The 24,762-nt window shown below is 66.7% G+C and carries 30 protein-coding genes; 17 read left to right on the top strand and 13 right to left on the bottom strand.

Annotated features, from left to right (window positions below):
• Positions 1-103: 103 nt before the first annotated feature.
• From WFK61_RS07825 to WFK61_RS07775, 11 genes are all read left to right on the top strand, one after another.
• Positions 104-1,267 carry an ABC transporter substrate-binding protein gene (locus tag WFK61_RS07825; RefSeq protein WP_336811195.1) on the top strand — a complete coding sequence of 388 codons (1,164 nt, stop codon included), beginning with the start codon at positions 104-106 and terminating at the stop codon, positions 1,265-1,267.
• Positions 1,268-1,481: 214 nt separating this feature from the next.
• Positions 1,482-2,396, top strand: a complete 915-nt coding sequence (locus tag WFK61_RS07820; RefSeq protein WP_336810975.1) for a branched-chain amino acid ABC transporter permease — start codon at positions 1,482-1,484, stop codon at positions 2,394-2,396.
• Complete coding sequence (locus WFK61_RS07815) at positions 2,389-3,411, top strand: branched-chain amino acid ABC transporter permease (protein ID WP_336810974.1); 1,023 nt, start codon at positions 2,389-2,391, stop codon at positions 3,409-3,411. Before WFK61_RS07820 ends, WFK61_RS07815 begins: the two co-directional genes overlap by 8 nt.
• Positions 3,408-4,160, top strand: a complete 753-nt coding sequence (locus WFK61_RS07810; protein ID WP_336810973.1) for an ABC transporter ATP-binding protein — start codon at positions 3,408-3,410, stop codon at positions 4,158-4,160. Before WFK61_RS07815 ends, WFK61_RS07810 begins: the two co-directional genes overlap by 4 nt.
• Entirely contained in the window at positions 4,160-4,861 is a 702-nt protein-coding gene (locus tag WFK61_RS07805; protein WP_336810972.1) for an ABC transporter ATP-binding protein, read from the top strand. The genes WFK61_RS07810 and WFK61_RS07805 overlap by 1 nt, the downstream gene beginning before the upstream one ends.
• Positions 4,848-5,972, top strand: a complete 1,125-nt coding sequence (locus WFK61_RS07800; protein WP_336810971.1) for an alpha/beta hydrolase — start codon at positions 4,848-4,850, stop codon at positions 5,970-5,972. Before WFK61_RS07805 ends, WFK61_RS07800 begins: the two co-directional genes overlap by 14 nt.
• Positions 5,969-6,787, top strand: coding sequence for an aspartate dehydrogenase (locus tag WFK61_RS07795; RefSeq protein ID WP_336810970.1), 819 nt, complete (start codon positions 5,969-5,971; stop codon positions 6,785-6,787). Before WFK61_RS07800 ends, WFK61_RS07795 begins: the two co-directional genes overlap by 4 nt.
• Positions 6,788-7,041: 254 nt before the next feature.
• Entirely contained in the window at positions 7,042-8,475 is a 1,434-nt protein-coding gene (locus WFK61_RS07790; RefSeq protein WP_336810969.1) for an NAD-dependent succinate-semialdehyde dehydrogenase, read from the top strand.
• Positions 8,476-8,597: 122 nt separating this feature from the next.
• Positions 8,598-10,046, top strand: a complete 1,449-nt coding sequence (locus WFK61_RS07785; RefSeq protein ID WP_336810968.1) for an efflux transporter outer membrane subunit — start codon at positions 8,598-8,600, stop codon at positions 10,044-10,046.
• Positions 10,043-11,248: an efflux RND transporter periplasmic adaptor subunit gene (locus tag WFK61_RS07780; RefSeq protein ID WP_336810967.1), complete on the top strand. Its 1,206-nt coding sequence runs from the start codon at positions 10,043-10,045 to the stop codon at positions 11,246-11,248. The genes WFK61_RS07785 and WFK61_RS07780 overlap by 4 nt, the downstream gene beginning before the upstream one ends.
• Before the next feature lie 10 nt (positions 11,249-11,258).
• Positions 11,259-13,211 carry a MacB family efflux pump subunit gene (locus WFK61_RS07775; RefSeq protein ID WP_336810966.1) on the top strand — a complete coding sequence of 651 codons (1,953 nt, stop codon included), beginning with the start codon at positions 11,259-11,261 and terminating at the stop codon, positions 13,209-13,211.
• Here the strand turns inward: WFK61_RS07775 and WFK61_RS07770 are convergent.
• Positions 13,208-14,110, bottom strand: coding sequence for a LysR family transcriptional regulator (locus WFK61_RS07770; protein ID WP_336810965.1), 903 nt, complete (start codon positions 14,108-14,110; stop codon positions 13,208-13,210). The two genes, WFK61_RS07775 and WFK61_RS07770, sit on opposite strands and share 4 nt — an antisense overlap.
• An 88-nt stretch (positions 14,111-14,198) precedes the next feature.
• Between WFK61_RS07770 and WFK61_RS07765 the strand changes: the two genes are divergently transcribed.
• Positions 14,199-15,215 (top strand): bile acid:sodium symporter family protein, encoded by a 1,017-nt coding sequence (locus WFK61_RS07765; protein WP_336810964.1) that lies wholly within the window; start codon positions 14,199-14,201, stop codon positions 15,213-15,215.
• A 124-nt stretch (positions 15,216-15,339) separates the two neighbouring features.
• Positions 15,340-15,552 carry a DUF2934 domain-containing protein gene (locus tag WFK61_RS07760; RefSeq protein WP_257735018.1) on the top strand — a complete coding sequence of 71 codons (213 nt, stop codon included), beginning with the start codon at positions 15,340-15,342 and terminating at the stop codon, positions 15,550-15,552.
• Positions 15,553-15,579: 27 nt separating this feature from the next.
• On the opposite strand, the gene WFK61_RS07755 is transcribed toward WFK61_RS07760, so the two are convergent.
• From WFK61_RS07755 to WFK61_RS07735, 5 genes are all read right to left on the bottom strand, one after another.
• Positions 15,580-15,861 carry a hypothetical protein gene (locus tag WFK61_RS07755; protein ID WP_336810963.1) on the bottom strand — a complete coding sequence of 94 codons (282 nt, stop codon included), beginning with the start codon at positions 15,859-15,861 and terminating at the stop codon, positions 15,580-15,582.
• Positions 15,862-16,257: 396 nt separating this feature from the next.
• The gene (locus tag WFK61_RS07750; RefSeq protein ID WP_336810962.1) at positions 16,258-17,010 is read right to left on the bottom strand and encodes an SOS response-associated peptidase; all 753 of its coding nucleotides are present in this window, start codon (positions 17,008-17,010) and stop codon (positions 16,258-16,260) included.
• A 36-nt stretch (positions 17,011-17,046) separates the two neighbouring features.
• The gene (locus tag WFK61_RS07745; protein ID WP_336810961.1) at positions 17,047-17,412 is read right to left on the bottom strand and encodes a hypothetical protein; all 366 of its coding nucleotides are present in this window, start codon (positions 17,410-17,412) and stop codon (positions 17,047-17,049) included.
• Positions 17,351-17,725: a hypothetical protein gene (locus WFK61_RS07740; RefSeq protein ID WP_336810960.1), complete on the bottom strand. Its 375-nt coding sequence runs from the start codon at positions 17,723-17,725 to the stop codon at positions 17,351-17,353. The genes WFK61_RS07745 and WFK61_RS07740 overlap by 62 nt, the downstream gene beginning before the upstream one ends.
• A gap of 3 nt (positions 17,726-17,728) precedes the next feature.
• Positions 17,729-17,956, bottom strand: a complete 228-nt coding sequence (locus tag WFK61_RS07735; protein WP_336810959.1) for a hypothetical protein — start codon at positions 17,954-17,956, stop codon at positions 17,729-17,731.
• 58 nt (positions 17,957-18,014) lie between these two features.
• Here WFK61_RS07735 and WFK61_RS07730 point away from each other — a divergent pair, with 58 nt between their 5' ends.
• From WFK61_RS07730 to WFK61_RS07715, 4 genes are read left to right on the top strand one after another with little or no spacing between them, the layout of a single operon-like run.
• Positions 18,015-18,269 carry a hypothetical protein gene (locus WFK61_RS07730; RefSeq protein ID WP_336810958.1) on the top strand — a complete coding sequence of 85 codons (255 nt, stop codon included), beginning with the start codon at positions 18,015-18,017 and terminating at the stop codon, positions 18,267-18,269.
• The gene (locus WFK61_RS07725; RefSeq protein ID WP_336810957.1) at positions 18,266-18,640 is read left to right on the top strand and encodes a hypothetical protein; all 375 of its coding nucleotides are present in this window, start codon (positions 18,266-18,268) and stop codon (positions 18,638-18,640) included. Before WFK61_RS07730 ends, WFK61_RS07725 begins: the two co-directional genes overlap by 4 nt.
• 35 nt (positions 18,641-18,675) lie before the next feature.
• The gene (locus WFK61_RS07720) at positions 18,676-18,891 is read left to right on the top strand and encodes a DUF7696 family protein (RefSeq protein ID WP_336810956.1); all 216 of its coding nucleotides are present in this window, start codon (positions 18,676-18,678) and stop codon (positions 18,889-18,891) included.
• Between the two features lie 11 nt (positions 18,892-18,902).
• On the top strand, positions 18,903-19,100 hold the full coding sequence (locus WFK61_RS07715; RefSeq protein ID WP_336810955.1) for a hypothetical protein: 198 nt from the start codon (positions 18,903-18,905) through the stop codon (positions 19,098-19,100).
• 47 nt (positions 19,101-19,147) lie between these two features.
• On the opposite strand, the gene WFK61_RS07710 is transcribed toward WFK61_RS07715, so the two are convergent.
• The 7 genes from WFK61_RS07710 to WFK61_RS07680 all read right to left on the bottom strand — a co-directional run bounded on the left by WFK61_RS07710 (position 19,148) and on the right by WFK61_RS07680 (position 24,733).
• Positions 19,148-20,299 (bottom strand): acyltransferase family protein, encoded by a 1,152-nt coding sequence (locus WFK61_RS07710; protein ID WP_336810954.1) that lies wholly within the window; start codon positions 20,297-20,299, stop codon positions 19,148-19,150.
• Between the two features lie 702 nt (positions 20,300-21,001).
• Positions 21,002-21,724: a nucleoside/nucleotide kinase family protein gene (locus WFK61_RS07705; RefSeq protein ID WP_336810953.1), complete on the bottom strand. Its 723-nt coding sequence runs from the start codon at positions 21,722-21,724 to the stop codon at positions 21,002-21,004.
• Positions 21,721-23,082 (bottom strand): hypothetical protein, encoded by a 1,362-nt coding sequence (locus tag WFK61_RS07700; RefSeq protein ID WP_336810952.1) that lies wholly within the window; start codon positions 23,080-23,082, stop codon positions 21,721-21,723. Before WFK61_RS07700 ends, WFK61_RS07705 begins: the two co-directional genes overlap by 4 nt.
• A 2-nt stretch (positions 23,083-23,084) precedes the next feature.
• Positions 23,085-23,432, bottom strand: coding sequence for a hypothetical protein (locus tag WFK61_RS07695; protein WP_336810951.1), 348 nt, complete (start codon positions 23,430-23,432; stop codon positions 23,085-23,087).
• Positions 23,432-23,626: a hypothetical protein gene (locus WFK61_RS07690; protein ID WP_336810950.1), complete on the bottom strand. Its 195-nt coding sequence runs from the start codon at positions 23,624-23,626 to the stop codon at positions 23,432-23,434. The genes WFK61_RS07695 and WFK61_RS07690 overlap by 1 nt, the downstream gene beginning before the upstream one ends.
• A 3-nt stretch (positions 23,627-23,629) precedes the next feature.
• Positions 23,630-23,998: a hypothetical protein gene (locus tag WFK61_RS07685; RefSeq protein WP_336810949.1), complete on the bottom strand. Its 369-nt coding sequence runs from the start codon at positions 23,996-23,998 to the stop codon at positions 23,630-23,632.
• Positions 23,999-24,043: 45 nt separating this feature from the next.
• A complete protein-coding gene (locus WFK61_RS07680) occupies positions 24,044-24,733 on the bottom strand; it encodes a lysozyme family protein (protein ID WP_336810948.1) in 690 nt (229 codons plus the stop codon).
• Between the last annotated feature and the right edge of the window lie 29 nt (positions 24,734-24,762).

Raw genomic sequence — 24,762 nt, 5'->3', positions numbered from 1 at the left:
GCCGGGGCGCGGTGATGTTGCACGGGAACAGGCCTAAGCGCGGCGGCGCAGAAACGCCGCGTCGAACCATCTCAGAGGCAAAACGGAACGACTGGAGTCCATGATGAAACTGCGCGGATTGCTCTTCGGCATCGCGACCACGCTGGCGGCCTCCACGGCGCTGGCCCAGCAGCCGGTCAAGATCGGCATGATCACCACGCTCTCGGGGCCGGGCGGCTATCTCGGCCAGGACATCCGCGACGCGTTCAAGCTCGCCATCGATCTGGAGGGCGGCAAGCTCGGCGGCGTACCGGTCGAGCTGGTCGTCGAGGACGACGCGCTGAAGCCCGGCCAGGGCAAGCAGATCGCCGAGAAGATGCTGAAGACCGACGGCATCAAGATCCTGACCGGCATCGTCTTCTCGAATGTCGCCGGCGCGACCGTTCCGGATATCGTCGATTCCGGCGCGCTCTATGTCAGCCCCAATGCCGCGCCGTCGAACTTCGCCGGCAAGGAGTGCAACGCGAACTATTTCGTCGTCTCCTGGCAGAACGACAGCCTGCACGAGAGCGCCGGCCAATACGCCACCAATCTCGGCTACAAGAAGGCCTTCATCCTCGCCCCGAACTACCAGGCCGGCAAGGACGCGCTGACCGGTTTCAAGCGCATGTTCAAGGGCGAGATCGCCGGCGAGGTCTATACCCGCCTCGACCAGACCGACTTCGCTCCGGAAATGGCGCAGATCCGCGCCGCCAATCCCGACGTCGTCTTCCAGTTCCACCCCGGCGGCCTCGGCATCGCCTTCCTGCGCCAGTACCAGCAGGCCGGCCTGCTCGGTAAGACGCCGATGGTGCTGGCCGAGCCCTCGCTCGACGCCACCACGCTGAAGGCGGTCGGTGAATCCGCGCTCGGCCTCAGCGTCACCAGCCATTGGAACTCCGACTTCGACAACGCCTCCAACAAGAAGTTCATGGAGGCCTGGACCAAGGCCTATAACCGCGCCCCGACCTATTATGCCAGCCAGGGCTACGACGCCGCGCTCGCCATCGCCTCCGCCCTGAAGGCGACCGGTGGCAAGACCGACGTGCCGGCGCTCCGCACGGCACTGGCCAAGGCCGATTTCCAGTCGGTCCGCGGCGCCTTCAAGTTCGGCCCGAACCAGCACCCGGTGCAGGATTGGTACGCGCTCAAGGTCGAGAAGGGCGCCGATGGCACGCCGATGCTCAAGACCACCGGCAAGGTGCTGAGCAACCATGGCGACGTCTACGCCAAGGACTGCAAGCTCTGAACCGGTAGCCCCGGATCGCACTGGAAACACACCGTCATTCCGGACAAGCCGCGAAGCGGCGCCGATCCGGAATCCATCATAAGGCTCAGCGCCCGACGATGGATCCCGGGTCAAGCCCGGGATGACGGCGCGGTTCCGTCGCAAGGCAAACGCCGGACTTATAGAATCATGGCGTGCGGCTCCGTAGGAGCGTGTACCGCCGAATGTGGCAACGATGACGCTCGTTCTCGAACAATTGCTCAACGGCCTGCAGTTCGGCGTGATGCTGTTCCTGCTCGCGGCCGGGCTGACGCTGATCTTCGGCATCATGGGCGTGATCAATCTCGCCCATGGCTCGCTCTACATGGTCGGCGCCTATGCCGCCGCCTTCGCCGCAGCGCAGACCGGCTCCTTCCTCCTCGCCGTTCTGGCCGGCCTTGCTGCCGCTGCCTTCATCGGCATGGTGATGGAGCTCTTCGTGCTGCGAAGGCTCTATGCGCGCGACCATCTCGACCAGGTGCTGGCGACCTTCGCGCTGATCCTGATCTTCAACCAGAGCGTGACCCTGCTCTTCGGCCGCCAGCCACTCTTCGTCGCTATTCCCTCCGCGCTGAACGGCTCGGTTCAGCTCCTGCCCGGCCTGACCTACCCGGTCTATCGCCTCGCGATCATCGCGGTTGGCCTCCTCGTCGCACTCGGGCTCTATCTGCTGATCAACCGCACCCGTGTCGGCATGCTGGTGCGGGCCGGCGCCACGCATCGCGAGATGGTGCGCGCACTCGGCGTCGATATCCGCCTGCTCTACACAGCCGTCTTCGCGCTCGGCGCCCTGCTCGCCGGCCTCGCCGGCCTAATGGCCGGGCCGATCCTCGCCGTGCAGGTCGGCATGGGCGAGCAGATCCTGATCATGACCTTCGTCGTGGTGGTGATCGGCGGCGTCGGCTCGATCCGCGGCGCCTTCTTCGGCGCGCTGCTGGTCGGCCTCGTCGACACGTCCCTGCGTGCCTTCATGCCCGGCCTGCTGCGCCAGGTCATGACCGGCTCGGAGGCCGATGCGCTCGGCGCCGGCCTCGCCTCGATGGGGATCTATTTGCTGATGGCGATCGTGCTGCTGGTGCGGCCCAAGGGACTCTTCCCCGCCCATGTCTGAGAACGCCATCCCCCGCACGGACTCGACCGCGCCCGCACCGGGCCGCATCGTCGCGCTGCTGGCGCTGGCCGTCGCGCTCATCGCCCTGCCCTTCATCGTCAAGGCGCTCGGCCAGCCGGCGCTGGTGCCCCTGGCGACGCGCGTCCTGATCTACGCCATCGCCGCCGCCAGCCTGAACCTCGCGCTCGGCTTCGGGGGCATGGTCTCATTCGGCCACGCCGCCTTCTTCGGCATCGGCGGCTATGCCGTCGGCATCCTCTACCGAACCTTCGCCGACGACGCGCTCTTCCTCGGTTTCATCCCCGGCACGGACCAGTTGCTGGTCACGCTGCCTGCCGCGATCCTCGTCGCCGGCCTCTTTGCCTGCGTGATCGGCGCGCTCAGCCTGCGCACCAGCGGCGTGCAGTTCATCATGATCACGCTCGCCTTCGCGCAGATGCTGTTCTTCCTCTTCGTCTCGCTCAAGGCCTATGGCGGCGATGACGGCATGACGATCCGCCGCCGCAATGCGCTGTTCGACCTCAACACCCGCGACGACGTGACCTTCTATTTCATCTGCTTGGCCATCGCGGCGCTGGTCTTCCTGGCGCTCTGGCGCATCGTCGGCTCGCGCTTCGGCATGGTGCTGGCCGGCATCCGCCAGAACGAGCGGCGCATGGCGGCGATCGGCATCGCGCCCTATCGCTACAAGCTCGCCGCCTTCGTCATCTCCGGCATGGGCGCTGGGCTCGCGGGCGCGCTGATGGCGAACTACCTGCGCTTCGTCAGCCCGGACATGCTGCACTGGACCAAGTCCGGCGAGCTGATGATCATGGTCATTCTCGGCGGCGTCGGCACCCTGCTCGGCCCGCTGCTCGGCGCGGCAGCCCTCGTCATCCTCGAGACCGTGCTGACGAGTTGGACCGAGCATTGGCAGCTCGTGCTCGGGCCGATCCTGCTGCTCGTCGTGCTCTTCACCCAGGGCGGACTCAACGGCCTGCTCAATCGCCTCGGCCTCGGCAGGAGCGCGCCATGACCGCGACGCTCCTCTCCGTGCGCGGCCTGCGCAAGCGCTTCGGCGGGCTCGTTGCCACCGACGGCGTCGATCTCGATGTCCGCGACGGCGAGATCCATGCCCTGATCGGCCCCAACGGCGCCGGCAAGACCACGCTGCTGACCCAGCTTTTCGGCGAACTCTCGCATGACGAAGGCGCGATCACGCTGTCCGGCGAGGATATCGGCGCCCTGCCGACCGCCCAGCGCGTCCGGCGCGGCCTCGCCCGCACCTTCCAGATCACCCAGCTCCTGCCGGACTTCACGATGCTCGACAATGTCGCGCTCGCCGTGCAGGCCCATGACGGCCATAGCTTCCGCTTCCTCGGCAATGCGCGCCGCGACGAGAGCCTGCGGGCCCGCGCCCGCCAGCATCTCGCCACCGCGGGTCTGAGCCACCGCGCCGAGGTCAAGGTCGCCGACCTCTCCCATGGCGAGCAGAAGCAGCTCGAATTCGCGATCGCGCTCGCCTGCGAGCCGCGCCTCCTGCTGCTTGACGAGCCGATGGCGGGGCTCGGCCATGCCGAGAGCGAGCAGATGGTCGCGATGCTCTCCGCTCTGAAGGGCCGCGTTACCATGCTGCTGGTCGAGCACGACATGGAGGCCGTCTTCGCCTTGGCCGACCGCATCTCGGTGCTGGTCTATGGCCGCGTCATCGCGACCGGCACGGCCGAGCAGATCCGCGACAATCCGGAGGTGCGCACCGCCTATCTCGGCGAGGGAGACGCCTGATGCTGAGCGTGCGCAACCTGCAATCCGCCTATGGCCGGAGCCAGGTCCTGTTCGATGTCGCGCTCGACATCGCCGAGGGCGAGGTCGTGACCCTGCTCGGCCGCAACGGCATGGGCAAGACCACGACCGTGCGCTCGATCATGGGCCTGCTCGCGCCCAAGGGCGGCGATATCCGCTTCGAGAGCCAGGACGTCCGCGGCATCGCGCCCGAGAAGATCGCCCGCTGCGGCATCGGCCTCGTGCCGGAAGGCCGGCAGGTCTTCCCGACGCTCTCCGTGCGCGAGAACCTCATCGCCACCGCCTCGAACCGCCTGAAGCGCTCCTCGCCCTGGACGCTGGAGCGGGTCTACGCCCTGTTTCCGCGCCTGCAGGAACGCGCCGGGCAGTCGGCCCGTACACTCTCGGGCGGCGAGCAGCAGATGCTCGCTGTCGGCCGCGCCCTAATGACCAATCCCAAGCTCCTCATCCTCGACGAGGCGACCGAAGGCCTCGCGCCGGTGATCCGGGCCGAGATCTGGGGCTGCATCGAAGCGCTGAAGGCCCAGGGCCAGTCGATCCTGCTGATCGACAAGAACATTAACGTGCTGAAGCGCATCGCCGACCGGCACTACATCATCGAGAAGGGCCGCACGGTCTGGTCGGGATCGAGCACCGACCTCGCCGACAATGCGGAGCTGGTGCATCGCTATGTCGGCGTCTGAGGACCTCCACGAGATCGTCGCGCAGAGCGCTGAGACCGACCCGGTCGAGGCCCTGCGCGATGCGTTGGGCGATATCCTCGCTGGGCTCGTCGCCGCCGGCTGCGGCCCGCATCACCTGCGCGAGATGATCTGGGAAACGGACCGGCCCGAAGCCTTCCACTTGTCCCGCCATACCGTCGAACTGGCTTATCGCGAGACCTTCGCCGGCTTCCGCCCGTCGATCCGTCTCGTGCTAAGGAGCGCGGCCGGCCTGACCATCCGCGCCCGCCATGCCGCCGCGCAGCCGTTGCCCGACACGCTGGTCGATGGCTACGGTTTGCGCGAACTCGGCCGGCAATACAGCCCGCGCCTGCAGGCCGACATGAAGGCGCTGTTCCGGCACTGGAGCCGCGACGGCGAGGCCTTCCGCGCGCAGCAAGGCGCCGCCGACCTTGCCTATGGCCCGGACCGCTTCGAGAAGCTCGACCTCTACCGCCCAGCCGGCGCGACGCGCGCACCAATCTTCGTCTTCATCCATGGCGGCTACTGGCAGGCTTCGGACAAGGTCCAGCATGCCCAGTTCGCGCAGGGCCTGCTCGATGCCGGCTATGCCGTCGCCATGCCGAATTACGGGCTGGCGCCGGACACACCGCTGGAAGCGAGCCTCGCCCAAAGCGTCGCCGCCCTGAATTTCCTCGTGCGCGAAGCCGATGCGCTCGGGCTCGACGCCGGCAGCCTGCATGTTTCCGGTCATTCCGCCGGAGGGCACCTCGCCGCCATGGCGCTCTGCGCGCCGGATGCGCCGCCGATCGCCTCGGCCCTGCTGCTCTCCGGCCTCTATCATCTCAACCCGCTCGGCCATCTCCCGCTCGGCCGCCTGCTCGGGCTCGACGATGCCGCCCGCGCTACACGGCTCAGCCCCATCGCCCAGCCGCGGCCGCAGGCGACGCGGATCGCCTTCGCGGTCGGCGAAGGCGAGAGCGACGCCTTCAAGGCGCAATCGGCCGCACTCGCCGCGACATGGCAGGCGCCAGCGCCGCTGATCTGCCCTGGCCATCATTTCAGCATGCTGGAAGGCCTGAACGGTGGCGCGTTGCTCGATCTCGCCTTGCGCACGGCAGAAGGCCGATGACGACGCCATCGCGCAAGCCGCTGCGCCTTGCCCTGATCGGCTGGGGCGCCATCAACCGCCGCGTCGCGGAACTGCTGGCGGAGCGCAGCAAGGACGATATCGCCATCGCTACTGTCGCCGTCCGCAACACGGCCGCAGCTACCGATATCCCGGCCAGCGCCAAGCTCATCACGACGCCGGACGAATTGGCCGGCCTGAACCTCGACCTCATCGTCGAGGCCGCAGGCCGCGAAGCGGTCGGCATCTGGGGCGAGGCAGCGCTTGGAGCGGCGCCCGCTTTCGCCGTAGCCTCGACCAGCGCCTTCTGCGACGACGCCCTGCTCGCTCGCTTGACCGTCGCCGCCGAGAGCAGCGGCAGCCAGCTCCTGATCCCGCCCGGCGCCCTCGCAGGGATCGACGGCATTGCCGCCGCCTCGTTGCTGCCGCTCGACGAGGTCGTCCACCGCATCGTCAAGCCGCCTGCCGCCTGGCGCGGGACCTCGGCCGAAAGCCTGATCGCGCTCGACGGGATCACCGAGGCGACGGCCTTCTTCTCCGGCACCGCCCGCGAGGCCGCCTCGCGCTTCCCGCAGAACGCCAATGTCGCGGTGATCTCGGCGCTCGCCGGCATCGGGCTCGACCGCACCCGCGTCGAACTCGTCGCCGACCCCGCCGCCAGCGGCAACGGCCACCAGCTCAGTGCACGGGGCGCCTTCGGCAAGCTCGACATCGCCATCGAGAACCGGCCGCTCGCCACGAATCCGAAATCCTCGGAAATGACGGCGCTGGGGCTCGTCAGGCTGATCGAGAACCGCGTGCACAGGCTGGTGCGGTAGCAAGGCGTCATGCCCGGGCCTGACCCGGGCATCTCGGAAACCAGTGCCTTCTCGTCATGAGATTCTCGGGTCTGCGCTTCGCTTAGCCCGAGAAAGACGCACGCAACAAGCACAGCACCATTCATAACCATAACAATCTGAATTTATCTGATTTAGCCGACTGGATCACAGAATGACCCGCCACCTATGGTCCCTCTGAGACCGGCGGACACGCCGCGCAAAGACTGCTGAACGCATCGCCAGCCGAGGCTTCCATGACGACCTATCCCGATCTCAAACTCTATATCGGCGGCGCCTGGCGGAAGACGGCGGAGGAGCAGCCGGTGCTCAACCCGGCCGATGAAAGCGTCATCGGCGCGGTGCCGCTCGCCTCGCAGGCCGATCTCGACGATGCACTGACGGCGGCAGCCGAGGGCTTCAAGGTCTGGAGCCGCATGGCCCCGCGCATCCGCGCCGAGATCATGCTGAAGGCCGCCGCGCTGATGCGCGAGCGTGTCGAGGAGATCGCCCATTCGATCACGCTGGAGCATGGCAAGCCGCTCGCGCAGGCCCGGCTCGAAGTGGTCAGGGGCTGCGAATTCTTCGAATGGGATGCGGCCGAGGGCCAGCGCGCCTATGGCCGCGTCATCCCCAGCGAGCCCGGCATCCGCTATGTCGTGATGCACCAGCCGGTCGGCACGGTCGCGGCCTTCTCGCCGTGGAATTTCCCGATGAGCCAGCCTTGCCGCAAGATCGCGGGCGCTCTCGCGGCCGGCTGCTCGATCATCATCAAGGCGGCCGAGGAGACCCCGGCCGGCGCGCTCCACATCGCGCGCGCCCTGCATGATGCCGGCGTGCCGCCCGGCGTCTTCAACCTCGTCTTCGGCGTCCCCGCAAAAATCTCCAGCTATCTGATCCCGCAGGCGCAGACCCGGCTCGTCGCCTTCACCGGCTCGACCGCGGTCGGCAAGCATCTCTCGGAGCTCGCCGCGCGCCATATGACGCCGGTGCTGATGGAGCTCGGCGGCCATGCCCCGGTCATCGTCTGCGACGATGTCGATCCCGTCGCCGCTGCCCATCTCTCGGCCACGCGCAAGGTCCGCAATGCCGGCCAGGTCTGCACCTCGCCGACGCGCTTCTTCGTGCAGCAGGATATCTACGAGCGCTTCACCAAGGCCTTCGTCGCGAAGGCGCAGGCCGTGACCGTCGGCAACGGCCTCGACGCCGGGACCGAGATGGGCCCGGTCGCCAATCACCGCCGCATCGAGGCGCTGGAAGCGCTCACCGCCGATGCCCGCGCCCGTGGCGGGCGCGTGCTGACCGGCGGCGAACGTCTGGGCAATCGCGGCTATTTTTTCCCGCCGACCGTGCTCACCGAACTGCCGGACGATGCCCGTGCGCTTCGCGAGGAGCCCTTCGGCCCGATGGCGATCATCAACCCCGTCCGTACAGTCGAGGAAGCCATCGAGAAGGCGAATTCCCTGCCTTTCGGCCTCGCGGCCTATGGCTTCACGCATTCAGCAGCGCGGGCCGACCAGCTCGCGGACGGTATCGAGGCCGGCAATGTCTCGATCAACACGCTGGAAGCTTCCGTCGCCGAGGTACCCTTCGGCGGCGTCAAGGATAGCGGCTATGGCCGAGAGGGTGGCGCCGAGGGGCTGGCGCATTACATGACCGTCAAGACCCTGTCTCACAGGATGGTCATCTAGCCGCAATGCGCTGGACAGGCTGACCGGTTATCCTGCTGGCAGGAATGCCATAGGGACGAAATATTGCGCATGGACGGGGTGGAAAGCTGGCGGCTCCGGGTTTTCCCGGCATTCTGGCCGCGATGATTCGCATTCCCCTCCTGTCTCTGCTGGCGGTGAGCCTCGGTGCCTGCGCCGTGGGGCCGGACTATGCGCCGCCCGCGCTCGACCTGCCGCAGCGCTGGAACGCAGCGGCCGCCAGCAAGGCCTCGCCCAGACCGAGCGAATGGTGGCGCGGCTTCCGCGATCCCGTGCTCAACGCGCTGATCGATCAGGCCATCGCCGGCAATCTCGACGTCGCGCAGGCCAAGGCCCGCATCCGCGAGGCCCGTGCCGCGCGCGAGCAGGCGGTCGGCGCGCTCTTCCCGCAGGTCGATGGCGGCGCCTCGGCGACGCGCTCGCGCTCGTCGACGGTCACCCGCAACAGCTTCCGCGCCGGCTTCGACGCCTCCTGGGAGATCGACCTGTTCGGCGCGCGCGACCGCGCCGTCGAGGCTGCGACCTATGGCACGGACGCCGCCTTCGACGATCTCGACACGGTGATGCTGACGCTGATCGGCGATGTCGCCGCGACCTATGTCGAGGCGCGCGGCCTGCAGGCGCGGATCGGGCTTGCCCGCAGCACCGCCAAGACCCAACGCGAGACCGAGGCGCTGACCCGCACCCGCTTCCAGGCCGGCGACATCTCCGCGATCGACACCGCCCGCGCCACGGCGCAAGCGGCCAGCACCGAAGCGCAGATCCCCGCGCTCGAAGCCTCGCTCGCCCAAAGCCAGCACCGGCTCGCCGTGCTGACCGGCCGCCCGCCGGCCGCGATGGCCGGCTATTTCGGCCGCGCGGCAGCAGTGCCCGGCACGCCAGCCCCGCCGCGCGCCGGCATCCCGGCCGACGTGCTGCGCCGCCGCCCCGATGTCCGCTCGGCCGAGCGCCAGCTCGCGCAGGCGACGGCCCGGATCGGCCAGGCGGAGGCCAATCGCTATCCGTCGATCTCGCTGACCGGCAATATCTCGACCTCGGCGCTGAAGCTCGGCGACCTCGCCAAGAACAGCGCCATCGGCTGGTCGATCGGCCCAAGCCTCAGCGTCCCCATCTTCAACGGCGGCGAGCTCGCGGCAGCAGTGGATGCGGCCCGCGCCCGGCGCGACCAGCAGGATGCAGCGCTCAAGCTCGCCGTGCTGACCGCGTTGCAGGATGTCGAGGACAATCTCGTCGGCTTGCGGCAGCAACGGCTCAGGCTCGGCAGCCTGACCGAAGCCGCCCGCGCATCCGGCGAAGCCGCGCGGCTTTCCCGCGCGCTCTACACGGCCGGCACGGCGAGCTTCCTCGACGTGCTCGAAGCCCAGCGCACGCTCTACGCATCAGAGGAATCGCTGATCCAGAGCCGGGTCGCGCTCGCGACGAGCTTCATCGCACTCAACAAGGCGCTGGGCGGCGGCTGGCTCCGGCCCGTCAACGTCTCGGCTCCCGCCGTCATCGATGGCGAGACCGGTCCGCGCCCGCGCCTCATCCCGATCGAGGAACCGCAACCATGAGGCTGCGCCGCCTCCTTATCCCCGCCCTGATCCTCGCGGCTGCCGGCGGCTACTATTGGTGGCAGGCCCGCCAGCCCTCGCCGGCCGAGACCGTCAGCCTGCCGAGCGCCGAAGCCGTGATGGGCAATGTCGAGGAGGCCGTGCTCGCCTCCGGCGCGCTGGAGCCAGTCCGGCAGGTCAGTGTCGGCGCGCAGGCGACCGGCCGCATCACTGCGCTCAAGGTCAAGCTCGGCGACAATGTCGCGACCGGCGACCTGATCGCCGAGATCGACGGCATCACCCAGCAGAACGCCTTGCGCTCGGCCGAGGCCGATCTCGCCGCGCTCAAGGCCCAGCGCGCCGAGCGCAGCGCCAGCCTCGCCTATGCCCAGGCCGTGCTCGCCCGCCAGAAGCAGATGGTCGGCCAGAACGCCGTCTCGCGCGACGCCTTCGAAAACGCCGAGATGACGGTGAGCGTGACCCGCGCCCAGATCGAGTCGCTCGATGCGCAGATCGTCTCGAGCCAGGTCAAGGTCGAGGATGCCCGCGCCAAGCTCGGCTATACCCGCATCACCGCGCCGAGCCCCGGCACCGTGCTCGCCATCGTCGCGCAGGAAGGCCAGACCGTGAATGCGGTGCAATCCGCGCCGACGGTCGTGGTGCTTGGCGACGTCTCGACCATGACGGTGAAGGCCAAGATCTCGGAGGCCGACGTGCTCCGGGTCAAGGCCGGGCAGGAGGTCTATTTCAGCGTGCTCGGCGCGCCCGAACGGCGCTTCCCCGGCAAGATTTCCTATGTCGAGCCGGCACCGGACACCCTGAAGACGCAGAACACGACATCCTCGTCGAGCGCGAGCAGCTCGTCCTCCGCCGCCAGCACGAGCGCCGTCTACTACAATGCGCTGTTCGAGGTGCCGAACCCGGAAGGCCGGCTTCTGACCTCGATGACGGCGCAGGTCACCGTCATCGTCGGCCGGGCGCAGGACGTCCTCACCGTGCCCTCGACAGCCGTCCGCCGCCGCGGCCCCAACGCTTTCGTCGATGTGCTCGGCCCCGACGGCAAGCCGGAGCAGCGCAAGGTCACGACCGGGCTCGACAACAAGATCGTCGTCGAGATCACCTCCGGCCTGAAGGCGGGCGAGCGCGTCGTCACCACCCGCAGCAGCGGCGGCCCGGATGCGACGCGTCCGACGCGTGCCCGGCGCTCGCCCTTTGGCTTCTGAGGCGCCCGCGATGGGCAAGCCGCTCATCCGCCTCGCCGGTGTCCGGCGCGATTTCGGCGAGGGCGAGGCCGCGGTCGCGGCGCTCGACGGCGCCGATCTCGTCATCGAGGCCGGCGAGATGGTCGCGATCGTCGGCCAGTCCGGTTCGGGCAAGTCGACGCTGATGAACATCATCGGCTGCCTCGACCGCCCGACCGGCGGCAGCTACGAGATCGACGGCCGGCCGACGCGGGACCTCGACCCGGATGAGCTGGCCCGGCTCCGGCGCGAATATTTCGGTTTCGTCTTCCAGCGCTATCACCTGCTCTCGGAGCTGACGGCTCTCGCCAATGTCGAGGTGCCCGCGATCTATGCCGGCGTGCCGCCCGGCCCGCGCCAGAGCCGCGCCGCCAAGCTGCTGGAACGGCTGGGCTTAGCATCGCGCGCGACGCACCGCCCCTCGGAACTCTCCGGCGGCCAGCAGCAGCGCGTCTCGGTGGCACGCGCCCTGATGAACGGCGCCCGCGTCCTCCTCGCCGACGAGCCGACCGGCGCGCTCGACCGCAAGAGCGGCGAGGAGATGCTCGCGCTGATCGAGGAGCTGAACCGCGAGGGCCACACGGTCATCCTCGTCACCCACGACATGAATGTCGCGGCGCGCGCCCATCGCATCATCGAGCTCAGCGACGGCCGGATCATCGACGATCGCCGCACCGCGCCGCGCTCGGAAGCCGTGCCGCCGCCCTCGCCCGTGCCGGCGCCCGCCGGGCTGCTGCGCGCCGGTTTCGGCCGCCTCAAGGAAGCCTTCGGCATGGCGGTACGCGCCATGGCCGCTCACAAGCTGCGCACGACCCTGACCATGCTCGGCATCGTCATCGGCATCGCCGCCGTGGTCAGCGTCGTCGCGCTCGGCGAAGGCGCCAAGCAGAACGTGCTCCAGAACATCTCCGGCCTCGGCACCAACACGCTGGAGATATTCCCCGGCGCCGGCTTCGGCGATACGCGCTCCGGCCGGGTCAAGACGCTGACCGTGCTCGATGCGCAGGTCCTCGCCGCCCAGCCCTATGCCGCGAGCGTGACGCCGACGGTCTCGACCAGCGCGACGATCCGGCTCGGCAATGTCGAGGCGACAGCGCTCGTCAACGGCGTCAGCGAGCGCTATTTCGACGTACGCGGCAGCGTGCTGACGCGCGGCTCTTTCTTCACCGCCGAGGACGTCCGCACGCTGTCGCAGGATGTCGTGATCGACGAGAACACGCTGGGCGCGCTCTTTCCGAACGGCACCGCCAACCCGATCGGCACGGTCTTCCTGATCGGCACGGTGCCCAGCCGCATCGTCGGCGTGATGCGCCAGCAGCAGGGCGGCTTCGGCGGCAGCCAGAATCCGCAGATCTTCATGCCCTATACCTCGGTGCAGGGCCGCTTCCTCGGCGATCTCTCGTTGCGTTCGATCACGCTGCGCGTCGACGACGACACGCCGATGGCGGCAGCGCAGGAGGCGGTGACCGAACTCCTGACCCACCGCCACCGCGCCAAGGACTTCTTCATCTTCAACCAGGACGAGATCCGCAACACCATCACCGCCACGACCCAGACGCTGACGCTGATGATCTCCTCGATCGCCGTCATCTCGCTGCTCGTCGGCGGCATCGGCGTGATGAACATCATGCTGGTCTCGGTGATCGAGCGCACCAGCGAGATCGGCTTGCGCATGGCGGTCGGCGCGCGCCGCAGCGACATCATGCAGCAGTTCCTGATCGAGGCCTCGCTGGTCTGCCTCATCGGCGGCGCGCTCGGGATCGGGCTGGCGCTTGCCATCGGCTATGGCTTCGAGGCGTCGGGTTCGCAGATGCGGTTCATCTATTCGGGCGAGGCCTTCGCCGTCGCCATCGCCTGCTCGACCCTGATCGGCCTGACCTTCGGCTTCCTGCCGGCGCGCAACGCCGCGAAGCTCGATCCCGTCGCGGCGCTGGCCCGGGACTAGCCGCGCCCGCGCCTAGGCGCCTCGGGCATCAGCCGCCCCGCGCTCGCGAGGATAGCGTCGGCGAGCGCCCGCGCCGCCGCCTGATGCGACTGGCCGCCGATGACGACGAACTCGATCGTGCCCAGCGGCGGCAGCGCTTCGCGCGGCTCGACCTCGGCGAGGCCCTGCGGGATCAGGCGGGCGGAATGCGCGGTGATGCCGAGCCCCGCCACCGTCGCCGCGCGCAGGCCCGCGAGGCTGCCGCTGGTGCAGGCGACGCGCCAGGCGCGGCCCGCCCGCTCCAGCGTCTCGATCGCATGGACGCGCGTGATGCTCGGCGGCGGATAAAGCACGAGCGGGACGATCCGTTGCTCCGCCAGCCGCGCGCCCGGCCGGCCCGCCCAGACGAGGCGCTCCTGCCAGGCGACCTCGCCGCGCGCGTCGCCCTTGCGCCGCTTGGCGAAGATCAGATCGAGTTCGCCCGCGTCATATTGCTCGTAGAGCAGGCCGCTGAGCCCCACCGTCAGCTCCAGATCGACCGCATGATGCTGCATGGCGAAGGCGGCCAGGATCTCCGGCAGCGCCGTATAGGCGAAATCCTCGGAGACCCCGAGCCGAAGCCGCCCGCGCAAGGTCGAGCCGGCAAGATAGCGCTCGATCCGCTGTCCCGCCTCCAGCGCCTGCCGCGCGAAGGGCAGGATCGCATCCGCATCCGGCGTCGGGCGCACGCCGTGGGTGTCGCGTTCCAGCAGGCGCCGGCCCAGCCGCTTCTCCAGGCGCGCGACATGCTGGCTGACCGAGGATTGGCGCAGTCCAAGCTGCCGCGCCGCTTCGGTGAAGCTCAGCGTCTCGCAGACCTTGAGGAAGCTCTGCAGCAGGACGGGATCGAGCGGCTTCGGATCGGAATCGAAAAACATCATGATTCATGATATCCGATATCGCAGCCAACATGGATCAAAATGAAGCGGAGGAGGATTACAACGCGGCATTCCATCGGAAGGACCGCAGATGCTCCGCCGCACCCTCGCCCGCTTCGGCATCGACCCGTACCTGATCGCGCTGATGGCGACGGTCGCGATCGCGGCCGTTTTCCCTGCCCATGGCAGCGGCGCGGTGGTCGCCAATGACGCGGTCTCGATCGCCGTCGCGCTGCTGTTCTTCCTCTACGGCGCGCGGCTGTCGCCGGCAGCGGTCTGGGAAGGCCTGCTGCACTGGCGCCTGCAATCGCTGGTCTTCGCCAGCACCTATGTCCTGTTCCCGCTGCTCGGCGTGCTGCTCGCCCGCATCTTCGCCGGCGTCCTGCCATCGGAGCTGATCGCCGGGCTGATCTTCGTCTGCATCCTGCCCTCGACCGTGCAGTCCTCGATCGCCTTCACCTCGATCGCGCGCGGCAATGTCGCGGCGGCCCTGTGCAGCGCTTCGGTCTCCAACCTCTTCGGCATGGTGCTGACGCCGCTGCTCGTCGTGCTGCTGCTCGATTCCAAGGGCGGCGGCTTCAGTACGCGTGCCGTCGAGAGCATCGCCCTGCAATTGCTGATGCCGTTCCTGGTCGGGCAATTGCTGCGCCGCTGGATCGGGCCCTTCCTGCAACGCCACAAGGCGCCGATCTCGCTGGTCGATCGCGGCTCGATCCTGCTCGTCGTCTATGCCGCCTTCAGCGAGGGCATGGTCGCCGGCATCTGGTCGCAGGTCACGCTCGCCGATCTCGGCCTGATCATGGCGCTCGACATCGTCCTGCTCGCCGCCGTGCTGGCGATCACGACCTTGCTCAGCCGCCGTCTCGGCTTCTCGCGGGAGGACGAGATCGCCATCGTCTTCTGCGGCTCGAAGAAGAGCATGGCGAGCGGCATCCCGATGGCGAATATCCTGTTTCCCGGCCAGGCGCTCGGCCTGATCGTGCTGCCGCTGATGCTGTTCCATCAGGCGCAGCTCTTCGCCTGCGCCGTCCTCGCCCAGCGCTACGCGCGCCGTTCGGCAGAATCGAATGCGGAAGCGCCCGGCTTGCCCGCTTCGGCCAAAGCTTGAACGTCCAGCTTTGGCGGGAACAGCCCCGGCCTAGCCGGAGTTGTTGTCCTGCACGGCTCAGCCGTCACCCTCTCCGAAACCAGGATTCTCCGGCATGGCCGGAGAGCGATCATGGAGGCGAGACATGAAGCAGGACGACAAGACCCAGCACGAAATCCGGAAGATCGCCTATGATCTCTGGATCAAGGACGGGCAGCCAGAGGGCCGCGACCGCGAGCACTGGGAAGCCGCCAAGGAAATCTGGGCCTTCCGCAGCCACAACCACGTGCTTGAGGAATCCGGCGATTCCGATGCCGGCGCGTCGAAGAAGCCCCGCTCGGCTTCGAAGGCGGCGTGACGACAGGGTCGCGCCGCCCGAGAGCCGTCAGGGGCAGGCGTAGCCGTTCGCGATCGGCTGGCAGCGCGCGCCGGTGGGCAGCACCAGCGCGCCGCGCTCGCGCTTGACATAGTCGCCATTCGGCAGCGTGAAGCCGCCGGTATAGTCCGGCGTGACTCGCGTGCCGTCCGGCAGGACGAGCTGAGCGCCCTCGCGGACGATATGCTTGGCGGGCGCCGCCTCGGGCTGGGGAACAGGCCGGGGGCGGGATGAAACGCAGCCGGCGGCCAGAACGGCAACCAGGCTGGCGGCAATCGTTATCCTGATCATGCCCTATCTTTGCCGCGCCTGACGGCAGCGTGCAACCCTGCGCCCCGCGGAGTCGTTGCAGGTCTACGGTCCTGCGGAACTTTTCGGGGAAATCGACCCAGCGGCGTTAGGGAGTGGCGGACAGGGAGGGATTTGAAATCTATAGAGAAGTTATATTTTTCAAATACTTATGATCTATATGTGGTACGAATTGTTACACGTTATGTTGCACGAAATCGCCTTACTAAGGCAGCCTTATACCCATTGTCCGAAGCAGCACCAGAATGGAAATTATCCACGCCGCTGCCAGCAGAGCAGCCCGGCCTTGTCTGGCCAGCATGCGCCGCCACCATGGCAAAGATGCCCTCCGCGCGCGCTCCTCGGCGTTATCGCGGCCGATCTGCTCCCAATGGCCCATCAGAGCAACGAAGCCTGCGCGGGCCGATCGTCTTCGCCGCTCTCGCCATCTTTCTTCCCGCCGCGCGCGACGATAGCAAGCGAGCCGTCCGGTAGCGGTCGTTGTAACGTCTGGGCCTCTTCCCAGGGCGCGGTCATCCAGGTTTCGCACTCCTCCGGCGTCGTCAGAATCACCGGCATGGCCTTCGGGTGGATGGCCCCGACCTCGGCGTTCGGTTTCGTCGTGAGGAAGGCGTAGAGATCGGCCGTCACCTCGCCTTCCTTGACCTTTCGAACGCTTCGCCATTGTGATGCCCACACCCCGGCGAAGAACGCGGTTGGCCGCTCCTCTCCGAATGCGAACCAGATGTCGCCGCCTGCGTCCTTGTTGAACTCGCTGAAGGAGTTGAAAGGCACCAGGCAGCGATGCTCGACGCCGAGCCAGCGCGTCCAGTATTGCGTTTGGCGTATGTTGGTGTTGCCGGCGTTCGGCTCCATCCGGAGCAGATGCTCCATGTCCACCGGCCTTCCTTTGGCCGCAAGCTTCGCAGCTCGCTCCTTCGCAGCCTTTTCGAGAATGAAGGGCAGCGCCGGCATCCCCCAGCGCGCCAGCGCGAGCTCGGGCTCGCCACCGCCGAGCGGATTACGGATCACCGGCGCGGTGTAATCAGGGAAGATCCCGGGCTGCGGCACGACCTGCGCCGCGACGTCGAATCTGGCGAACAGTTTGCGCATCGCCTCGACGTTACGGGTGTGGCTGTAGAGATTGCACATGGGGCCTCCGGTATCGGCCTATCCTGCATGGCTGGCCTATTCGAACAATTCCCCTTGTGGAATCTGCGGCTTCGGGCGGTGGTGAAACAGGTAGTAGTCGCCGCCACACTCCGGGTCGCCGAGATAAGGCCCGCTCACCTCGCAATCGTAATGCTCGGCCATGGCATGGAGCCAGTTCATACCCGTCGTCGCGCTGAAGTCATCGGCGGAGCATCCGCCGGTATGGCCATGGTCGCGGGTCTCGATCAGCGATGCCTTCACGCCATCGATCGCTGCCGGGTTGACGAATTCAGAGCTGATATAGCCAGTGGGGTCAAAAGCCTCCTCGCGATCGAGAGGTCTACTCGCCGCCGACGCGCCGCCGACGGGGCTGACGGCTTGGCTCTGCTGGTAGCTGCTCATCCTTGCCTCCCTCGATCAGGTTGAGCCCGATCATCGATGGCGGCAGATCGGGCGGGTCGGGCCTGCGCAGGTCCGGGCAGTAGCCGCCGCATTTCATCCCGTATTTCTGCGGCTTGCGGGCGGGGTTCCAAGGCCGCCAGTCGCACTCGCCCATGAAGGCGATCACGATCCGGCCGATGGTCGTCCGGCTCCCGTGCTTGGAAGCCACGTCCGCGAGCTTGTAATCGCCGCCGCGTCGGCACCAGGGACAGCGCAGACGCACGATCACCCACGGGAAATCCCGAAGCTGCGTCTCTTCGTCCGGCGGTTCCATGGCTCATTCGGCCTCGCGGATCGGCCGCGCTCCCTGCGAGAACAGGCCGCGCAGATAGCCGCGCGAGACCGAACGATCAGCATCCGCCAGCAGCACGACGAAATCGTGCGCCAGCGCACGAAGCGCGGCCATTTCGGAGCCGTGCTCCTCCAACAGCGTGGACACGATGCCCGAGATTTCCGCGTCCAGCGTGGTGTCTTCGACATGCTGATCGGCTGGCTGGGCTGACATGGCTTGCGTCCTCTGAATGAGAACATTATGAGAACAAACAAGCACAAGGAGTCAAGCCATGGCCACCGTCGAAACGTTCTTTCTCCAGCCCTTCAAGACCCATCGGAAGCGTCTGGTGCCGGCCCAGCGCGTGCCGGCGAAGACGAAGCATCACGCCCTGAACGAGGGGGAGCGGCTGGGGAAAACTGCTGAAGGTGTCGCGGTCATTCATGTCACAGCCGACGATGAAACCGGCGAGGTCAGCTCGCTCGATGTGCTGGCGCGCCATGGCGCGATCCCCGAAGAATTCGAAGAGCAGATCCGGGCGCTATGACGATCTCCCTTACGCTTCGGCGCACCTATAACGACCACCCGCGGCCGGAAGACGACGACAAGTTCTGGTCGATCGACTGCGACGGGTGCTACGTCGGCTCACTCGTCCTGCATCAGGGGCCTTCGGACACCCCGCCGGATTGGCGTTGGAATTTCCACATGCATCCGGGCCGGCACGGCAATGGCGCGCGTGAGGGCATGTCCGACTGCGGGATCGCCCCGACCCGCGACGCCGCACTGCCGGATATCCGCAGGGCGATGGAGCGCTATCTGGAATTCATCGGCCCGGAGGGCTGGGCTGCCCACGTCGCCCACATGGAATGGCTGAAGGCGCGCAAGGAGGCTACGCGCAAGCGGGAGAATCGGGCATAGCGCCCCACATGCCATACCCGCCCGACAACCCGCCCATGAAGCATTCCATCCTCGCCGGCCGCGAGGTTTCGACCTGGTCGGAAGAGTGGAAGCACGAATGCGAAGTGCAGATGCTTGCTGAGCTCCCGCTGGCCCGGCGGAATGAGGTTTTCGACGAGCCCGGCAAGGGCATGAAGTTCAAGCGCGGCGAGGTCGCGGTCGCATACTTGCGGGCTGAGGTCGATCGATATGCAATGCTCCGTCGGGGATGAGGGAGGATGCATTGCCGAAGGAAGAATTCGACATCTTCGAAATAGGCGCTTGGGAAGCCGGCCACCACGAGCCGACCGGCAAGATTGTAGTGGTGTTCCGATACAGCGACCGGGAACCGATCGCGTTCGGGTGCGATCCTGAAATCGCCGAAGAACTGGGGAGAGGCCTGCTAGCCTTGGCGGCCGAAGTCCGAAAGCAGAAGCACTGACCGGAACGAAAAGAGCCCCGCCAGCCGCTTCCGACGTGGCGGCAATCTCAAGAGTGCCCCGTCGCGGGATGGTCGGGATGACCGGCCTGCTTGTTATGGCGATGCTTCTTAGCCACCCTTTCGGCCAAGATGCCTCCAATCTTAATCATCGGGCGCTCGATGAATTGATAAGATAGAAAAGCCACGCCTGATGTGGCTGATAGAACCACAACCAGCAGGATAGAGAAGCGTACATAGCTTGGCTCGAAACCCAGCCCAAAAATGTTGATGCCAAAATCCCTATCAAGGGACACAAAATTCAGTACCAGCCAATGCCAGATGTATGCGCTAAAACTTATCTTCCCCAGAGAAACTATTGCACTATTTATAAGAATACCTCCAACTCCTCTCCCAAAGCAAAAAATCAATATCCCGAGTGGAACGCCCCAAAATCCATATGTGATAGGGCGAAAGAAAGAGAAAGTAATCATCAGACAGAAAGAAAGGACCAGTATTAGCTTAAGAATTCTACGATGTTCTTTTTTATCTAAGATTTGCTCCTTCATAAGATAGAAAACTACAAATCCAGACATAAAAATGGGCAGTTGAACTGGAAGGCTCAGCGCGCCCCATACAGCAAGCATTTCTGGCGGAATATTCTCGAAACGGCTGATCAAAAATATCTCAAAACGGGGCGCAAACTTCGCAGCAAAAATCAGGGAAATAAAATAAGCTACGATCGCCGCGCGCCAAGTTTTGATTAAAACTACAAATATCGGCAAAATTAAATAGAAAAGCATCTCCGTATTTACGGTCCATCCACCAGGCACTATGGAATAACTGTTTGGCGCGAATGAATCGACATAGAACATTTGCCGGAAAACATCCGACTTGGTCCAATCGGCCGGAGGAGCAACATACCCAGACCCAAGGCCAGAAAATAACAAATATACTGGGATCGCCAGCCATATGAGGGGAGTAATCCTAAATACTCGCCTCACCAAGAACGGGAGGTATCCATCGTTCCTCGCGCGCCAAGACATAAGCAATGTGAATGCGCTCGCTACATAAAATAACTGAACGCCTCTGGCGCCTTGCTCAAACAGTCGCAAAGCAATTCCATTTGTTGGAGGCGCCCAGCTTGCAACATGAACAACAATGACACCCAAAATCGCATATCCGCGAACGGCATCAATAAAGTCGAAATGACCAGGCTTCATTAGGCTATTGCCTGTCCGCTTCCGTGATGGCTTATGATCGCAATCAGAGTTTAGGGCATCTATTAAGGTAAGGTAGCTTACCTGGTCAATCGCCCGAATGCGCCCTGCTGTAGCGCACCCGCAGGTTCGGACGCTACGGTCATCTCCGCCGGCCGCGAGGCAAAGGCGTAGCGTAAGCATGTAGCCCATATAGAAATGCCCCGCCGATGTGGCGCGATGGTGAAGTGCGGCGGAAATGCGTTAGAGGGTCGGCAATCTCGAAGACGAGGAGCCGCTATGACGTCGCTCCTACGCCCCGCGAAGGAAGCGATCGCCTACCGCAAGAGGCGCGCAATCGCTGCAAAAAACCCGCCCATTCTGGCTTCAGTCGGGCGGGAGAGCGCCGACTTCAGTCATGGCGCGGCACAGGCCTACGAAATGCAGAGCGCACAGAAGACGATTGAGGAGGCCTTCCCCCCGGATCATTAAAGCTGTCGACGAGAACCTTGCCAGCGGTGGCATGTGGCAGGCCACCACGAACCGACCGGCAAGATTGAGGTGGTGTTCCGATACAGCGACCGCGAGCCCATCGCTTTCGGGTGTGACCCTGAAATCGCCGAAGAACTGGGAAAAGGCCTGCTCGCCCTGGCGGCAGAAGCCCGAAAGCAGAAGCACTAGCCGGAACGAAAAAAGCCCCGCCAGCCGGAGCTGACGGGGCCAATCCTACTCTCTCAGTTCCATCGCCAGCGCGTCGATCTGGGCCTGCAACTCGGCCAGGCTGCCGCGATTCCTGATGATCCGGTCGGGCACGAAATCCGCCCGCTCGCTCGCATGGCCGGCGCCTGTCGTCGTTCCGGCACCCGGCCGCTCGATCCTGACGACGAGGCCGCCGCGGTCGCGGATCGCCTTCGCCTCGTTGGCGAAGCGGACGTCGTCGGCGACGATCAGGCGCAGCGGGGCGAAGCCCCCGTGACAGGTGAAACGCGGCTGCACCCGCTCGACAGCCGCCCGCCAGGCCGCGATCCAGAAATCGTCGGCGATCAGGTTGCGGCCCCACTCGGTCCCGAGCCATTGCATCGCCTGCCGCGGCGTCCGCCCGCAGAGCAGTGCGGCCGGCTCCTCCTTCGAGGCTCCGTCGAGCTGCGCCTCGGTCAGGCCGAGCGCCGCCAGCATGGCCTTGAGCGGTTCGGCGAAGCGGACACGACTGAAGCGCCAGCGCGAGACCAGCCGCTTCGCCGCCTCCGACTTGCCGGCTCCGATCGGGCCGCAGAACCCGATCGTCCTGACCCGGAAGCCGGCCATGCAACCGCCGGTGCAATGATATTCGTGGTTCTCATGGCCGTGCTGGCAGTGCGGGCAGTCGCGCCAGGCGATGAGGCCGCGGCGCGGCGGCTTCATCGGCCAGACCTCCGCCTCGAGCACGGTCTCGGCATCGCGCATCGTCATGCCGCCCTCCTGAAGCTGACCCAGTCCTCGCCCGCCGCCGCCTCCGGCTCGTCGAGCTTGATTTCCCATTTCGAGGTGATGCCGCGGCGCGGATGCACGAACCACAACGGCTGCGACGGCGCCTGCGGCGGGGCGCGCAGGGCAGAGCGGGCATATTCGTCCCAGCCCTTCAGCGTGCCGGCGACGATGACGCGCGGCAGCCAGATCATCTGGTGCCAGTGGCCGATCACCAGCATGTCGTAATCGAGGCCGAGCGCCGCCGCCTGCTTCCCCACCTTGGTCTCGCCGCGCGCGATCGGGCCGAGCGAGCCGATGATGCCGTCGCCACCTTTCACGCCGAGCATGTCGCCATGCATGGCGAGATAGCGCTGGCCGAAGACGCGATAGTGCACCTCGTTGGTGTCGGGGATGTCGAAATGCAGGCGCCGGTCGCCTTCGAAGGCCCGCGCGACGAGCTGATAGATCAGCCAGTCGAAGTTCTTGAAGACATAGCGCTTGAACTCCGGCTTTTGCGTCGCCCGGCCATGATTGCCGCTGGCGCAGGGGACATAGACCTGGCCGAAGGCATCCGCGATCTGGCGCAGGCCCCAGATCAGCAGGTCGACGCAGCGCAGGACGGTGGGCAGCACCTCCTCGGCATCGGTCTTCGCGAGCTCGGGATGCAGTCCGCCCGAGACGAAATCGCCAAGCAGGTTGACGACGATGCCGGGATAGTCGCCCGGTCCGTGCTCCTTCGCCAGCGAGATCGTCGCGGCGACCAGGCGGCGCACGCGGGCCTCGGCGATGGCGGGATCGTAGACGTTCTTGCCGCCGGTCTCGGCCAGGGAGACGACCTCGCCCATATGCCAGTCGGACCAGACAGTCACGGGCACCTCGGGCGTGCCGCGCCCGCGCTTGGCGCCGGGATCGATCGTCCAGCGTGGCGGGGTCGACGACGCGGCCGCGAGCCGGCCCAGCAAGGCGCGCACGGCCTCGGTATCGAGATCCGCGCGCTGCTCGGCCTTGAGCTGCTTGCGCAGCGCCACGACCTCGTCCTGCAGCCCCGTCAGCTTGCGCTGCAGGGCGTTGTCCGGCTCGCTGGGCTTAGGTCCGCCTCCCCTGTTGCGACGGGCCACGCTCACCGGAGGATGGATGCCGTTCGGCAGGAGGCCATAGAGCGCTAGCGCCTGTCGCAGGCGGTTCGCGACCGTGCTGGCCGCGAGCCCGAGCGTGGCAGCCGCTTCCGCCAGGGCGGAGCGGCCGGGCTTCCCGCGCGCCAGCGGATAGATCGCGCCGGCCACGATGGCCGCCTCGACCGCGCGCACGGCCGCTTCCGCCTCGGCGCGGCCGAGCGGGCTGTTGAGATGCTGGACGCCCATGGTCAGCCTTTCGGAAAGGGAGGCGGCGCCCCGTCGCGCCAGCGGCGCGCCCAGCGGATCAGCGCGTCGCACACGGTCATGCCGACGAGACCGAGCGCGAAGCCCAGCGAGCCTTCGATATCGCCTGGCGGGTACTGCCAGAGGTCCAGCCATTTCCGCAGGATCGGCGCCGAAAACGGCGTGCCGTAACCCGCGACGGCCGCGCCGACCACCGCGGAACCGAGGCGCTGTGGCCAGGTGAAGCCCTTCGAGACGAAGCCGCGCACGACGCCGCCGGCGATGCCGGCGACGACATGCGGCGTCTTCACCCCGACGAGCTGGTGAAGCCAGTCAGGAGGCAGGTCGGCCATCAGGCGGGCTTCCTCTCTCGCCAGGACGCCCAGGCGCCATAGGCGACCGTCAGCACGAGCGGGATGCCGCCCATGAGCCAGTCGGTCAGCGGCGCGGCATGCTCGGCCGGGAGACCGGCCTTGCCGAGCGCCCAGACGATCTGGCCGAACAGCCAGACCCGGATCAGCGGCAGGAACGGAGTGATCGCCCCCATGGCTCAATCCTCCGCGCGCGCCGCCGCGATCGCGGCATAGGCGGTGACCACGCCGGCGATGGCCTCGGCGACGTTCTTCGGCGGGCTCGCGCAGAAGGTCGAGATGGCGATGCGGCCGTCGCGCGCCGCGGCTTGGAGATTGTCCGGCGCGAAGGCGTCGACCGCGAGCGCGGCCGTCTGCAGCTCCGTGCAGTATTTGGCGAGCTTGGCGCTCACCTTCGCGATCTGCGGATCGACCTTCGTCTCGCCGATGATGGCGCCGACGCCGGCGGCGATCTGGCCCCAGGCGGTCGGATTGTCGAGGCGGGTCTGGCAGCCGGCGAGCACAAGCGCGCAAGCGACGGCGAGCGCCGCGGTGAAGCGTCGGATCATGGGGAACTCCATTGTCGAGGGAGCGGCGGGACCGGCCGCGGCGGTTCAGGCGAACAGAGATTTCAGCCAGGCGAGGAAGCCCTGCGGCTTCGGATCGGCGGGCTTGACGATGGTGACGCCGCCGACGGTGAGCGCCGCCGCATCGTTCCAGGCGATCGGCTCGCGCGGCAGCGGGATGTCCGGCGGGGGCGGCGCGGAAGCCGCAGCCCGGGCATTGAACAGCACGACCTCGACGGTCTCGGGCTTCACCAGCGCCTTGTTGACCCCGTCGCCGGCATAATAGCTCTGCCCGCGCTCGACCTTGCGCTTGTTGCCCTGGGTCGCGGAGAGGACCGGGAAGGAGGCCCATTCCTGCGCCAGGCTCTTGCCGAACGCCGTCAGGCCGATCTGCCCGGCCATGAAGGCCGCATAGCCGCGGCGCTTCAGCAGGTGAAAGCCGAGCCGGTCCTGTAAATTCGCGTCGAACCGCATGGACCGCGTCAGCCCGAGCTTCGGATCGGCCAGAAGGCCCTCGAGGGTCGCCTTCATGATCTGGTAGCGCCCGGCCGCGCTCGATCCGAAGGACTTCGTCCAGCCCGGCTGGGCCGTCAGCACCTCGCCGATCGTCATGCCGGTCAGCGGCTTCGGCAGCTTGCCCTGGTTGTTGCCGTAAATGGTGTCATAGCCGCGCGGCGCCTCGGTCTGCCCGATGAAGTCGAGCAGAAGCGCCGCGCCGGCGGGCACGGTCTTGTCCATGGTCATCTCCAGACATGAAAAAGCCCGCG

This window comes from Allobosea sp. MMO-172 (assembly GCF_037147855.1).
GTDB lineage: Bacteria > Pseudomonadota > Alphaproteobacteria > Rhizobiales > Beijerinckiaceae > Allobosea.
The sequence above is the reverse complement of the archived record's forward strand: the minus strand, read 5'-3'. Positions and strand labels throughout refer to the sequence as shown.